12 protein-coding genes and 1 riboswitch are annotated in these 13,794 nt (G+C 70.2%); of the genes, 4 read left to right on the top strand and 8 right to left on the bottom strand.

Features of this window, described 5'->3' with window-relative positions; translation table 11 throughout:
• Positions 1–8 precede the first annotated feature (8 nt).
• The 7 genes from AB0P07_RS11385 to AB0P07_RS11355 all read right to left on the bottom strand — a co-directional run bounded on the left by AB0P07_RS11385 (position 9) and on the right by AB0P07_RS11355 (position 7,907).
• Positions 9–1,106, bottom strand: a complete 1,098-nt coding sequence (locus AB0P07_RS11385; protein WP_365548458.1) for an ABC transporter ATP-binding protein — start codon at positions 1,104–1,106, stop codon at positions 9–11.
• A complete protein-coding gene (locus AB0P07_RS11380) occupies positions 1,103–2,101 on the bottom strand; it encodes an ABC transporter permease (protein ID WP_362283300.1) in 999 nt (332 codons plus the stop codon). The genes AB0P07_RS11385 and AB0P07_RS11380 overlap by 4 nt, the downstream gene beginning before the upstream one ends.
• A gap of 108 nt (positions 2,102–2,209) precedes the next feature.
• Positions 2,210–4,012, bottom strand: coding sequence for an ABC transporter substrate-binding protein (locus AB0P07_RS11375; RefSeq protein ID WP_365548454.1), 1,803 nt, complete (start codon positions 4,010–4,012; stop codon positions 2,210–2,212).
• Between the two features lie 70 nt (positions 4,013–4,082).
• Positions 4,083–5,090 carry an ABC transporter permease gene (locus AB0P07_RS11370; protein ID WP_365548451.1) on the bottom strand — a complete coding sequence of 336 codons (1,008 nt, stop codon included), beginning with the start codon at positions 5,088–5,090 and terminating at the stop codon, positions 4,083–4,085.
• 313 nt (positions 5,091–5,403) lie between these two features.
• Positions 5,404–6,201: an enhanced serine sensitivity protein SseB C-terminal domain-containing protein gene (locus AB0P07_RS11365; protein WP_365548448.1), complete on the bottom strand. Its 798-nt coding sequence runs from the start codon at positions 6,199–6,201 to the stop codon at positions 5,404–5,406.
• Positions 6,202–6,369: 168 nt separating this feature from the next.
• On the bottom strand, positions 6,370–7,137 hold the full coding sequence (locus AB0P07_RS11360; RefSeq protein ID WP_365548445.1) for an enhanced serine sensitivity protein SseB: 768 nt from the start codon (positions 7,135–7,137) through the stop codon (positions 6,370–6,372).
• A gap of 101 nt (positions 7,138–7,238) precedes the next feature.
• The gene (locus AB0P07_RS11355; protein ID WP_365548442.1) at positions 7,239–7,907 is read right to left on the bottom strand and encodes an AAA family ATPase; all 669 of its coding nucleotides are present in this window, start codon (positions 7,905–7,907) and stop codon (positions 7,239–7,241) included.
• 177 nt (positions 7,908–8,084) lie between these two features.
• A riboswitch (glycine riboswitch) is annotated at positions 8,085–8,178 on the top strand.
• 154 nt (positions 8,179–8,332) lie between these two features.
• On the opposite strand from AB0P07_RS11355, the gene gcvT reads away from it, so the two are divergent.
• The 4 genes from gcvT (at position 8,333) to AB0P07_RS11335 (ending at position 12,709) form a co-directional block, all read left to right on the top strand.
• Positions 8,333–9,451, top strand: coding sequence for a glycine cleavage system aminomethyltransferase GcvT (gene gcvT, locus AB0P07_RS11350; protein ID WP_365548439.1), 1,119 nt, complete (start codon positions 8,333–8,335; stop codon positions 9,449–9,451).
• A 136-nt stretch (positions 9,452–9,587) separates the two neighbouring features.
• Complete coding sequence (gene gcvH / locus AB0P07_RS11345) at positions 9,588–9,965, top strand: glycine cleavage system protein GcvH (protein ID WP_136207570.1); 378 nt, start codon at positions 9,588–9,590, stop codon at positions 9,963–9,965.
• A gap of 14 nt (positions 9,966–9,979) precedes the next feature.
• Entirely contained in the window at positions 9,980–11,242 is a 1,263-nt protein-coding gene (glyA, locus tag AB0P07_RS11340) for a serine hydroxymethyltransferase (RefSeq protein ID WP_365548435.1), read from the top strand.
• A gap of 99 nt (positions 11,243–11,341) precedes the next feature.
• Positions 11,342–12,709, top strand: coding sequence for an L-serine ammonia-lyase (locus AB0P07_RS11335; protein WP_365548432.1), 1,368 nt, complete (start codon positions 11,342–11,344; stop codon positions 12,707–12,709).
• Between the two features lie 106 nt (positions 12,710–12,815).
• Here AB0P07_RS11335 and trxB read toward each other — a convergent pair whose 3' ends face one another.
• Positions 12,816–13,772: a thioredoxin-disulfide reductase gene (trxB, locus tag AB0P07_RS11330; protein WP_365548427.1), complete on the bottom strand. Its 957-nt coding sequence runs from the start codon at positions 13,770–13,772 to the stop codon at positions 12,816–12,818.
• Positions 13,773–13,794 lie beyond the last annotated feature (22 nt).

The raw sequence follows: 13,794 nt of genomic DNA, 5'->3' as shown, positions 1-13,794 counted from the left end.
CTGGTCGCTCACAGCTTCGGCGCAATCTCTTCGGTCCAGATACGCTCCCGCTGCTCCTGCGACATGTGGCAGGCGGCCCAGTGCTTGCTGCCGACCTCGGTCAGCTCGGGGCGGACCGTGCGGGTGACGTCGTCCTTGGGCACGTCGGCGTACGGGCAGCGCGGGTTGAAGGCGCAGCCGGACGGGAGGTTGATGAGGGAGGGCGGCGAGCCCTTGACCGGGATGAGGCGTTCCTGCTGGTCGCGGTCGAGCCGCGGCATCGAGCCGAGCAGGCCCCAGGTGTAGGGGTGCCGGGGCTCGTAGAACACCTTCTCCGCGGGACCGCGCTCGACGCACCGGCCGCCGTACATCACCAGCAGGTCGTCGGCCAGTTCGGCGACGACGCCCAGGTCGTGGGTGATGATGATGACCGCGGAGCCGAACTCCGTCTGCAGGTCCCGGATGAGGTCGAGGATCTGCGCCTGGACGGTGACGTCCAGGGCGGTGGTCGGCTCGTCCGCGATGAGCAGCTCGGGGTTGTTGACCAGCGACATCGCGATCATCGCGCGCTGGCGCATACCGCCGGAGAACTCGTGCGGGTAGCTGTCCACCCGCTTGTCGGGCTGCGGGATGCCGACCCGGTCGAGCATCTCCACCGCGCGGCGCTTGGCGGTCTTCTTGTCCACCTTGTGGTGGATGCGGTACGCCTCCACGATCTGCTGGCCGATCGTGTAGTACGGGTGCAGCGCGGAGAGCGGATCCTGGAAGATCATCGACATCTCGCGGCCGCGGAGCTTGCGCACGTGGTCGGGGTCGGCGGACAGCAGCTCGGTGCCGTCCAGCCAGATCTCTCCGGATATCCGCGCCTTGCGCTTGCCGTACTGGCCGGCGGTGTGCAGGCCCATGATGCCCAGCGAGGTCACCGACTTGCCGGAGCCGGACTCGCCCACGATGCCGAGGGTCTTGCCCTTCTCCAGCTGGAAGGAGAGCCCGTCGACGGACTTGACCAGGCCGTCGTCGGTCGGGAAGTGGACCTTGAGGTCGCGTACTTCCAGGAAGGCGGTGGGCGCGGGCGAGGTGGCGGCGGGCTCGCCCACCGCGGCCCCGCTCTTGCTCAGTTCGGTCATGCGAGCCTCACTCGGGGGTCGATCACGGCGTACAGGACGTCCACCACGAGGTTGGCGATCAGCACCGCGAGAGAAGTGATCAGGACGACGCCCAGGATGAAGGGCAGGTCGTGGTTCTTGATCGCGTCCAGCACCTTCTGGCCGAGGCCGGGGAGGCTGAACGTGGTCTCGGTCAGGACCGCACCGCCCATCAGGGCGCCGAGGTCCATGCCGAGCATGGTGAGCAGCGGGGTCAGGGTCGAACGCATCGCGTGCTTGCTGATGACGACCTGTTCCTTGAGGCCCTTGGCCCGCGCTGTACGGATGTAGTCCTCGCCGAGGATCTCCAGCATGGTGGCGCGGGTGATCCGGGCGTACATCGCGGCGTACAGGAAGGCCAGCGTGATCCAGGGCAGGATCATGCCGCCGAACCATCCGCTGAAGCTGTCCTCGAGCGGGACGAACTCACCGTCGATCCAGCCCAGTCCGTAGGAGAAGATCGCCAGGCTGAGCAGACCGGTGAAGTAGATGGGGAGGGAGACACCCGCCAGGGCGACGACCATCGCGCCGCGGTCCCACAGCGAGCCGCGCTTGAGAGCGGAGAGCACACCGGCGGCCACACCGAAGATCAGCCACAGCACGGCGGCACCGAGCGCGAGAGCCAGGGTCACCGGGAAACGCTCGGTCAGAACCGGCCAGACCGACTGCTCGGTCTTGAAGGAGTAGCCGAAGCAGGGCGCGGCGCAGTGGGTCACTTCGCCGCCGGCCGCGTAGGTGCGACCCGCGAAGATGCCCTTGAAGAACTCCCAGGCCTGCACGAGGACCGGGTCGCCCAGACCCAGCTTCTCCCGCACACCCTCGACGGCGGCGGGGTCCGCCTGCTTGCCGACGAAGTTCAGGGCGATGTCGACCCCGGCCCACTTGGGGACGAGGAAGAAGATGCAGAAGACCACCAGGATGATGACCACAAGCATCACTGCGGCGGCGAACAGCCGCCTGATGAGGTAAGCGAGCACGGGTTGCGGCCCGCTGCGTCCCGCGGGCCGCCGGAGGTCCTCCGGCGGCCCGCGGTCACGCCGCGCCGGCCTTCACCTGCCTTTCGTGCCGTACGGCGGGTGTACCGGTTACTTCTTGGGGTTCTTCAGGCCGATGTTCACGAAGTCGTACATACCGCTGTAGGCGTCGGTGGTGTACACGTTCGCGATGTTGCTGGAGCGCCAGTTGATGAACTTCTCGAAGACGAAGGGCAGGTAGTACCCGCCTTCCATCACCTTGTGGTTGATCTCCGTGGCGATCTTCTGCTTGCCCGCGTCGTCCTTCGCGGTCAGGTAGTCGGCGAAGAGACCGTCGATCTTCGGGTCGTCGATCATCGCGAAGTTGTTGTTCGCGCTGTCGAGGATGTAGTCGCTGTGCCACAGCGGCAGACCGTAGCCCTGCACGGACGGGAAGTCCGGGCCCCAGCCCATGATGATGATGCCGTAGCCCTTCTTCTTCACGTTCGTGGGGCTACCGATGACGCTGGCGTACTGCGAGCCGTCGTACTGGTCGATCTCGACGTTGATGCCGACCTTCTTCAGCGAGGCCTGGAGGGACTCGGCGGTGGCGACCTCGACCGGCTTGTTGTTGCGGACCGCGATGGTGGTCTTGAAGCCGTTCGGCTGGCCGCAGGCCTTCAGCTCTTCCTTGGCCTTCTCGACGTTGCCGTTCTTGTTGGCGCCGGCCATCTCGTACGGGTCGTACTTCTGACCCTCGGAGCCCGGGACGGCGGGCGGCAGCATGTTGGTGCCGATGTCACCGCCGGCGACCGGGCCGCCGCGCGCGGTCTGCAGGGAGACGTGGTCGGCCCCGTAGAGCACGGCCTTGCGGCAGTGGATGTTGTCGAACGGCTTCACGTTCTGCGGGAACGCGGCGTACCGGATGTAACCCGAGACCGGGTTGTCCAGGTTCCCCTTGTGCTCCTTCAGCGCCGTGGTACGACCCTGGGGGGACAGACCGGTCTGGGCCAGGTCGATGTCGTAGTCGCCGGCGATCAGGCGGGCGTCCAGGTCGTTGGCGTTGGTGAAGAACTTGATCGTGATCTTGTTCGGGTACGCCTTGCGGATCGGGTCCGAGCTCTGCTTCCACTCGGTGTTGCGGACCAGGGTCAGGTCCTTGCCCGGGTTGTACGACTCGAACTTGTACGGGCCCGAGGAGAACGGGTGCAGACCGTACTTGGACTTGGTGTCCTTGTCCTGGCGGACCGGGGACGCCGAGGTCAGCGCGAGCATCTCCTCGAAGTCCGAGTTGGCCTGCGGCAGGTGGAAGACGATCGTCTTGTCGTCCGGCGTCTCGATCGCCTTCAGACCCAGCTTGTCCGCGGACTTGTCCTTGTACGGGCCCTGGTACTCGTCCTTGGGGTCGAGCACCTCCTTGAGGTACGTCGGACCGCCGGACAGCACGTCCTGCGCCCACACGCGCTCGATGCCGTACTTGACGTCCTTGGAGGTGATCGGCTTGCCGTCCTCCCAGGTGATGCCGTCACGCAGGGTGTACGTGTAGGTCTTGCCGTCGTCCGAGACCTTGGCGACGTCGGTGGCGAGGTCCGGGGTGACCTCGGCGCCGGTCTTGCCCGGCTCCGTCTTGTTCGTGACGAGCTGGCGGCTGTAGTAGCGGGAGAAGTTCCACATGAAGCCGTAGTAGCCACGCGTGGTGTCCCACGAGTCGGCGTCCTGCGTGCTGGCGAACTTCAGCGTCCCGCCCTTCTTGGCCTCGGAGGCCTGGGCGACCTTGTTGTTGGCGGCGTCGAAGCCGGCCGCGCCGTTCTTCGAACCGCTGCCGCCGTCGTCGTCGCCGCCGCCGCCGCACGCCGCCGTGGTCAGCAGCGCGGCGACCACTGCGGCAGCGGCCAAAGCCTGCTTGCGCCGCCCTGAGGTGCGTTGGGTAGTCACGATCTCGGATCCTCCGGATTAGATGAGAGACCCCGTGCAGGTGCCACGGGTCGCTTTGCGGTACGGCAGGTCAGCGGGAGCCCTTCGGGTCCAACGCGTCGCGCACGCCGTCACCGAAGAGGTTGAAGGCAAGAACGGTGATGAAGATCGCCACACCGGGGACCACCATGTACATGGGGTCGGACTTGTAGTAGTCGATCGCGCTCGAGAGCATCTGTCCCCAGGACGACGTGGGCGGCTTGACGCCCACGCCCAGGAAGCTGAGCGCCGCCTCGGTGAGGATGTTGGTCGGGATCATCATCGTCGTGTAGACGATGATCGGCGCCACCAGGTTGGGCAGCAGTTCCTTGAACAGGATGTAGAACCGTCCGGCCCCCAGCGACCGGGCCGCCTCGACGTACTCCCGTTCACGCATCGAGAGGGTCTGGCCGCGGACCACGCGGCCGATGTAGGGCCAGCCGAAGAAGCCGATGACCACGATCATCATGAGCAGGCGCACACCCGTGCCGCTCAGCCCCAGCATGGAGTCCGGCATCACGGAGACCAGGGCGATGATGAACAGGAGCTGCGGGAAGGCCAGCAGGCCGTCCATGATCCGGCTGACGAGGGAGTCGACCCAGCCGCCGAAGAAGCCGGCGAGGACACCCAGAACGGTGCCGATGACCACGGCGACCATGGCGGACAGGAAGCCGACGAGCAGCGAGATCCGGGCGCCGTGGACGATGCGGGCGAAGATGTCACGGCCGTTGACCGGCTCGACGCCGAGCCAGTGGTCGCCGCTGACGCCGCCCAGGGAGCCCGTGGGGGTGCCGAACAGCGGGTCGATCATGTCCTCGTTGTACGCGTTGGGCTCCTGCCCGTACAGGGAGGTGATCAGGGGCGCGAAGACGGCGACCAGGATGAGGAGCAGCACCACGATGCCGCCCGCGAGGGCCAGCCGGTCCTTCTTCAGGCGCTCCCAGGCGATCCGGCCCAGGGAGCGGCCTTGTACCGACTTGGTCTCGGCGCCGGCGACCGCCGTTTCCTCTGCCGCACTCGGGGCCGCTTCCGCGGTCGGCTCGTGCAATGGTGCCGTCATCTGGCAGGGACCCCTCTCAACCGGCGGTAGCCGGCCCGCACTTGCCGCTGTAGCGGCGTGATCAGTCCGTCGTACAAAGAGGCGAGCATCCACCCCTTGTTGCGGGAGTCTTCAACGCTTTGGCGATCTCGGGCCAGAGCTGACGGGGAATGGATGCGCAACCGTGATGCTGTTCGAGGTGTTCCGTTATCCGGACAGTGGGTAACGGGGGCCGGACAGGGGCAAGTTGGACATCGGGGATACGGCGGCGCTTTGCGCCGTCATCTACGCGCGGAGATCCCCTCCTCCGACGCGACGGACGGACCCCCGGCCGTCAGTACCGGCTACCTGCCGGAGGGTATCCGTACCCGCTCGCCGGTGCCTGTGCGGGGGCGGCAGCGTGGGCCTCGCGGTCGTAGAACGGGCGGGCGTTGGCGCGCAGCCACAGGGCGACCGGGTCGTGGGTGTCGGTCATCGCCACCGTCGACACCGGCAGCCCGTCCGGCACCGCGCCGACGGACTGCTGCATCATCGCGCGCACCGCGTCGACGGCCGGCGGGGAGGTGTCGTACACGTCCAGGCCGATGGCGAGATACGGCGCCCCGAGCGCCGGCTGAACCCAGGCGCGGCGCAGCGCGCGGACCGCCGGGGTGCGGTGGGCGTTCTGCGCGAGCAGGGCGTAGAACTGGGGGACCTCGATGGCCGGTTCGGACAGCCGCAGCGGACCGGCGGGCTGGCGGTCCAGGCCGGAGGCGATACGGCGCAGGTCGAGCCAGGGGATGCCGACGCCGCCGCCGGGGGCGTGCGGGTTGAGCCACAGGCCGTAGTGGTCCGGGTAGAGGGCGCGGGCGACCTCCAGGCCGTCGACCACCTCGTACGAGCGGTTCCAGCCACTGGCCGACAGCTCCTGGGCGGAGGTCACGCAGGGCGCGTAGCCGTAGCCCTCGACCTCCATGTTCCCGTACTGGGCGTCCGGGGAGCCGGCCTGTCCGTGCCACAGCAGCATCCAGACCTGGCCGGAAGTGGGGGTGGCGAGGGCGCGCAGCAGGGCCTCGTAGGCGTCGTAGCGCCCGGGCGTCACCTGGCGCAGCATGTGCTCGACCTGTCCGGTCGTGGTGCCGCTGGCGCTCACGCGTATCGCCCCTTCGAGAAGTTCCCCCGGTGTCGGGTCCAGCTTACGGCTCCGCCGGGCGCGGGGGGCCTATGAGCTCGGGGCTCCTCGCCGTCCGGCGGGTGCGGCGCCGCTGTGGCTGGTCGCGCAGTTCCTCGCGCCCCTTCTCGGCGTTTTCCTGGACGGCGATTACAAGTCACCGTCGTAGAAAGGCCTGACCCTCTCCCGCATCCAGTCGCAGACCGGGTCCTGGGCCGCCTCCAGGAGGACCAGGTTGACCGGGTAGTGCAGGGGGGACCTGGTGAGGGCGCGACCGAGGGCGTCCAGGGGGAGGGCGCGGGCGTCGCCCTCCCAGTGGGTGAGTTCGACGCCGATGTACAGGACCGGGTCGGCGGTCTCGACGGCGGCCAGGCAGCGGCGTGCGGTGCGGACCACGCCGGTGGCGGCGAACTCGGCGGAGGCGGCGGCCAGGAAGTCCACCGGGTCGTCCTGCCAGTCCGGCTCGAAGAGGCGGACCCGGCCGCCGGACGCGGGCCCGTCCAGCGGGGTGCGTCCGGCCCGGCACAGCTCGGCCACGGCGGGCGGCGGCAGCGGGATGCCCACCACGCCCTCCGGGTTCACCGCGATCCCGACCTGCGGGGGCAGGCCGCGGGCGAACTCCACGGCGGGGGCGACGGTGTACGCCATCTGCGCCCCGGCGACCTGACGGAACTGTTCCTCGGAGCTGAACACCGGTACGTAGGCCTGGCCGTCGATCTCCAGCGAGGGCAGGTCGAGGGGGCCGCTGTGCGGGCCGCCGCCGCTCGGCAGGGGTATCCACAGGAAGCTGCGGCCGAGGACCTCCACGATCCGGCCGCCGGCCGTCGGGACGCCGAGGGACGCGGACAGCACCTCCTCCAGCTCGTTGCCGGGCCACCCGCCGTGCGGATGGGGGTGTGCCTGTGCCGGGAAGTCCATCTGCCTACCTACCGCCTGCCTGGTACCGCCGTTCACGGCCGCTTGGTGGCCGCTTCGTGGCTGAAAGGCTAACCCGTTCGGCCCCGCGGCCCTACCGTGCGTCACCCCGTGAAGGCGACCCGGCGCAGAGTGTCGGCCGCCGCCCGGTCAAGGACGACCGCCGAGGCGCAGCCGGCGGGCACGGTGCCCCCGGTCACCGCGCGCAGCAGGCGGGAGTTGGCCGCGCGGTGGCGCAGGAACGCGTACCGCGACACGCCCCGGCCGCGCTCGCGCTGGCCGGCCAGTGCCGCGTCGGGAGCGACGTCGAGGATCAGCAGGTGGAGGGTGCCGTCGCGGCGGCGGGCCTCGCGGGCCAGCCAGCCGCGCACCCAGGCCTGGGTGCCGCAGTCGTGCACGACGACGCCCTCGCCGGAGCGCAGCGCGCGGCGCAGCCCCGCGTAGTGGGCGAGGCGGACCAGGGGGCGGTAGAGCGCGTACGGCAGCAGGCGCGGCATGCGCCGGTCCCAGCGGTCGCGGGTGTCCTGGGAGTCGACGCGGCGGCCGCGCACGGTGCGCCGCATCAGCGTGGACTTGCCGCTGCCGGGCAGACCGGTGATCACCACCAGGTCGCGGGGTCCGAAGAGGAGGGCGTGCGGGCTGCGGCCGTCGCGGCCCCTGAGGTCCCGGACGACGGGTGCGGGCAGTGGGGCGCAGGCCTCCGGGGCGGGAGAGGCGGGCTGCTTGGGCAGCGCGAGTCCCGAGGTCGTGGCGTACGCCGTGGTCCTGTTCACCGTGATCGTCCTCCCCTGGGGCGGTACACGAGTACCTCCCCGTCGAGTGTAAAGAGAAGGTAATGCGCAGGTCTCGCGTTTTCGTTCGCTTACTGCCACAAGCCGGTTACAGATCACGGTCTGCCACGGATGGGCCGGGCGTGCAATGATGGCGGCGCCAACTGCATACCGGCCGTTTGAATCCGCGCGGGAGAGTCCCCGGCCGCGCCGGGGCGCCGAAGGAGCAAGTCCCTCCCTTGAATCTCTCAGGCACCGTTACCGCGCGGGCGAGGCACATCTGAAAAGCGGACCGCCCCGACGGCGGTCCCACCCAAGGTGCAAGCCCTGATCGCCGTACTCCGGTGGCCGTGGCGAACCTCTCAGGTTCCGATGACAGATGGGGAGGACCGACCTCGCCACGTCCTGTCCTGGGAGACGACCGACCGATGAGCAGTTCCGCACTCCGCCGTACCGCGCTCGATGCCACGCATCGCGCGCTGGGCGCGACGATGACCGACTTCGCCGGCTGGGACATGCCGCTGCGCTACGGCTCCGAGCGCGAGGAGCACGTCGCGGTGCGCACCCGCGCCGGGCTCTTCGACCTCTCGCACATGGGCGAGATCACCGTCACCGGACCGCAGGCGGCCGAGCTGCTGAACTTCGCGCTGGTCGGCAACATCGGCACCGTGAAGCCGGGCCGGGCGCGCTACACCATGATCTGCCGCGAGGACGGCGGCATCCTGGACGACCTGATCGTCTACCGGCTGGGCGAGTCCGCGTACATGGTGGTCGCCAACGCCTCCAACGCCCAGGTCGTGCTGGACGCGCTGACCGAGCGCGCGGCCGGCTTCGACGCCGAGGTGCGCGACGACCGCGACGCCTACGCGCTGCTGGCGGTGCAGGGCCCCGAGTCCCCGGGCATCCTCGCGTCGCTCACCGACGCCGACCTGGACGGCCTGAAGTACTACGCCGGTCTGCCCGGCACGGTGGCGGGCGTCCCGGCGCTGATCGCGCGCACCGGTTACACCGGCGAGGACGGCTTCGAGCTGTTCGTGAAGCCCGAGCACGCCGTCGAGGTGTGGCAGGCGCTGACCAAGGCGGGCGAGGGCGCGGGGCTGGTCCCGTGCGGCCTGTCCTGCCGGGACACGCTCCGCCTGGAGGCGGGCATGCCGCTGTACGGCAACGAGCTGACGACCTCGCTGACGCCGTTCGACGCCGGTCTGGGCCGGGTGGTGAAGTTCGAGAAGGAGGGCGACTTCGTCGGGCGCGCCGCGCTGACCGAGGCCGCTTCCCGGGCGGAGCAGAACCCGCCCCGCGTCTTGGTCGGCCTGGTCGCCGAGGGCCGCCGGGTGCCGCGCGCCGGGTACCCGGTCGTCGCGGGCGGCGAGGTGATCGGCGAGGTCACCTCCGGCGCCCCGTCCCCGACGCTGGGCAAGCCGATCGCCATGGCGTACGTCGACGCCGCGCACGCGGCCCCGGGCACGGAGGGCGTCGGCGTGGACATCCGGGGCAGCCACGAGCCGTACGAGGTCGTGGCGCTGCCGTTCTACAAGCGCCAGAAGTAGACACTGGGCGGCGCCGGCCCCCGGTGTCCCCGGCGGCACCGGACGCCTGCGTCCCCGGCGGCGTCGACCCCGTGTGACGTACCGCCCCACCACCCCCTTCACCAGCCACTTCCTCGCGTACAGGAGAATTCAGGCCATGAGCAACCCCCAGCAGCTGCGCTACAGCAAGGAGCACGAGTGGCTGTCGGGCGCCGAGGACGGCGTCTCGACGGTCGGCATCACGGAGCACGCGGCCAACGCGCTCGGTGACGTCGTCTTCGTCCAGCTCCCCGAGGTCGGCGACTCGGTGACCGCGGGCGAGACCTGCGGCGAACTGGAGTCGACCAAGTCCGTCTCCGACCTGTACTCCCCCGTCTCCGGCGAGATCGCCGAGGTCAACGAGGACGTCGTCAACGACCCGTCGCTGGTGAACAGCGCCCCCTTCGAGGGTGGCTGGCTGTTCAAGGTGCGGGTCACGGACGAGCCGGCCGACCTGCTCTCCGCCGACGAGTACACCGCCTTCGCCGGCGCCTGAGGAGTCACGACCGCATGTCGCTTCTGAACACACCCCTGCACGAGCTGGACCCGGACGTCGCCGCCGCCGTCGACGCCGAGCTGGACCGCCAGCAGTCCACCCTCGAGATGATCGCCTCGGAGAACTTCGCCCCGGTCGCGGTCATGGAGGCCCAGGGCTCGGTCCTCACCAACAAGTACGCCGAGGGCTACCCGGGCCGCCGCTACTACGGCGGCTGCGAGCACGTCGACGTGGTCGAGCAGATCGCCATCGACCGGGTCAAGGCCCTCTTCGGCGCCGAGCACGCCAACGTGCAGCCGCACTCGGGCGCCCAGGCCAACGCGGCCGCGATGTTCGCGCTGCTCAGGCCCGGCGACACCATCATGGGTCTGAACCTCGCCCACGGCGGGCACCTGACCCACGGCATGAAGATCAACTTCTCCGGCAAGCTCTACAACGTGGTCCCCTACCACGTGGGCGACGACGGCCAGGTCGACATGGCCGAGGTGGAGCGCCTGGCCAAGGAGACCAAGCCGAAGCTGATCGTGGCCGGCTGGTCGGCCTACCCGCGTCAGCTGGACTTCGCCGCGTTCCGCAAGGTCGCGGACGAGGTCGGCGCGTACCTGATGGTCGACATGGCGCACTTCGCCGGTCTGGTCGCGGCGGGCCTGCACCCGAACCCGGTGCCGCACGCCCACGTCGTCACCACGACCACGCACAAGACGCTGGGCGGCCCGCGCGGCGGTGTGATCCTCTCCACGGCCGAGCTGGCCAAGAAGATCAACTCCGCCGTCTTCCCCGGTCAGCAGGGTGGCCCGCTGGAGCATGTGGTGGCCGCCAAGGCCGTCGCCTTCAAGGTCGCCGCGAGCGAGGACTTCAAGGAGCGCCAGGGCCGTACGCTGGAGGGTGCCCGCATCCTGGCCGAGCGCCTGGTGCGGGACGACGCGAAGGCGGCGGGCGTCTCCGTCCTGACCGGCGGCACGGACGTCCACCTGGTCCTGGTGGACCTGCGCGACTCCGAGCTGGACGGCCAACAGGCCGAGGACCGCCTCCACGAGGTCGGCATCACGGTCAACCGCAACGCCGTCCCGAACGACCCGCGTCCGCCGATGGTGACCTCCGGTCTGCGCATCGGTACGCCGGCCCTGGCGACCCGCGGCTTCACCGCCGAGGACTTCGCCGAGGTCGCGGACGTGATCGCCGAGGCGCTGAAGCCGTCCTACGACGCGGAGGCCCTCAAGGCCCGGGTGAAGGCCCTGGCCGACAAGCACCCGCTGTACCCGGGTCTGAACAAGTAGACACCGCTCCCGGGGGTGGGGTGCCGCAGCCGCCACAAGCGGCCGGGCACCCCGCCCCTCGGCACCCCCTCCGCACCACCCCCGTTCTGAGGAGTCCCCGTGGCCATCTCGGTCTTCGACCTGTTCTCGATCGGCATCGGCCCGTCGAGCTCACACACGGTCGGCCCGATGCGCGCGGCCCGCATGTTCGCCCGCCGCCTGCGCAACGAGGAGCTGCTGGACTCCGTCGCCTCGGTCCGTGCCGAGCTGTACGGCTCCCTCGGCGCCACCGGCCACGGCCACGGCACCCCCAAGGCGGTGCTGCTCGGCCTGGAGGGCGACTCACCGCGCACGGTGGACGTCGAGACGGCCGACGACCGCGTCGAGAAGATCAGGACGTCCGGCCGCATCAGTCTCCTCGGCGAGCACGAGATCGCCTTCGCCTACGACGACGACATGGTCCTGCACCGCCGCAAGGCCCTCCCTTACCACGCCAACGGCATGACGCTGTGGGCGTACGACGCCGAGGGCGCCGAGGTGCTGACCAAGACCTACTACTCGGTCGGCGGCGGCTTCGTCGTCGACGAGGACGCGGTGGGCGCGGACCGCATAGTCCTGGACGACACCGTCCTGAAGTACCCCTTCCGCACCGGCGACGAGCTGCTGCGCCTGGCCCGCGAGACGGGCCTGTCCATCTCCGCACTGATGCTGGAGAACGAACGCGCCTGGCGCGACGAGGACGAGATCCGCGAGGGTCTGCTGGAGATCTGGCGGGTGATGCGGGCGTGCGTCGAGCGCGGCATGACCCGCGAGGGCATCCTGCCGGGCGGCCTGAAGGTCCGCCGCCGCGCCGCGAACACCGCGCGCAAGCTCCGCTCCGAGGGCGACCCACAGGCCCTGGCGATGGAGTGGATCACGCTCTACGCGATGGCCGTGAACGAGGAGAACGCGGCCGGCGGCCGGGTCGTCACCGCCCCCACCAACGGCGCGGCCGGCATCATCCCCGCGGTCCTGCACTACTACGTGAACTTCGTCCCCGGCGCCGACGAGGACGGCGTGGTCCGCTTCCTCCTCGCGGCCGGCGCCATCGGCATGCTCTTCAAGGAGAACGCCTCCATCTCCGGCGCCGAGGTCGGCTGCCAGGGCGAGGTCGGCTCCGCCTGCTCGATGGCGGCCGGCGCCCTCGCCGAGGTGCTCGGCGGCTCCCCGGAGCAGGTGGAGAACGCCGCCGAGATCGGCATGGAGCACAACCTCGGCCTCACCTGCGACCCGGTCGGCGGCCTCGTCCAGATCCCCTGCATCGAGCGCAACGGCATGGCCGCGGTCAAGGCGGTGACGGCGGCCCGCATGGCCATGCGCGGCGACGGCTCCCACAAGGTCTCCCTCGACAAGGTCATCAAGACCATGAAGGACACCGGCGCCGACATGTCGGTCAAGTACAAGGAGACGGCCCGGGGCGGGCTCGCGGTGAACATCATCGAGTGCTAGGAGACGGGCCCCGGCCGGCGCGTTCGCCGGCGACGGTCCCCACCCGGCCGGTGTGCTCCGGGTGGGGTTCGGCACGCACACCGGCTGCCCCGGCCCCTTGATGTGCTCAGCGCTCGCCGGCGTCCAGTGCGGCGAGGTGCCGCTCGGCGTCGAGGGCGGCGGCGCAGCCGGTGCCGGCGGCCGTGACGGCCTGGCGGTAGGCGTGGTCGACGGCGTCGCCTGCGGCGAAGACGCCCGGGAGGCTGGTGCGGGTGGAGGGGGACGCGACCCGGATGTAGCCGTCGTCGTCCAGGGCGAGCTGTCCCTTGACGAGATCGGTGCGCGGGTCGTGGCCGATGGCCACGAACAGGCCGGTGACCGGCAGGGGGCGCAGTTCGCCGGTGCGGGTGGAACGCAGGGTCAGGCCGGTGAGGCGGTCGTCGCCGTGGAGCTCGGCGACCTCGCTGTTCCAGAGGAAGCGGATCTTCGGGTCCTGGGCGGCGCGGTTCGCCATGACCTTGGAGGCGCGCAGCCTGTCCCGGCGGTGCACGACCGTCACCGACCGGGCGAACCGGGTGAGGAATGTGGCCTCCTCCATGGCGGTGTCGCCGCCGCCGACGACGGCGATGTCCCGGTCCTTGAAGAAGAAGCCGTCGCAGGTGGCGCACGAGGAGACGCCCCGTCCGCCCAGCGCGTCCTCGCCGGGCAGGTGGAGCTTGCGGTGCTGGGAGCCGGTGGCGACGATCACGGTGCGGGCGCGGTGGACGGCGCCGGCGGTGTCGGTGACGGTCTTCACCTCGCCGGTCAGGTCCACGGCGGTGATGTCGTCGTCGACGATGTCCGCGCCGAAGCGTTCGGCCTGGGCGCGCATGTGGTCCATCAGGTCGGGTCCGAGGACGCCGTCGGGGAATCCGGGGTAGTTCTCGACCTCGGTGGTGGTGGTCAGGGCGCCGCCGACGAGGAGGGAACCGGCGAAGACGAGGGGGTGGAGCTGGGCGCGGGCGGTGTAGAGGGCGGCGGTGTAGCCGGCCGGGCCGGAGCCTATGACGATGACGTCGTGCAGAGGGTCGTCCGTGCGAGTCACGGTGGGTCCTTCGGGGTGAGGG

The sequence above is a fragment of the Streptomyces sp. NPDC085944 genome (genome assembly GCF_040686295.1).
In the GTDB taxonomy this organism is placed as follows: domain Bacteria; phylum Actinomycetota; class Actinomycetes; order Streptomycetales; family Streptomycetaceae; genus Streptomyces; species Streptomyces salinarius.
This window is presented reverse-complemented; position numbering and strand designations above follow the sequence as displayed.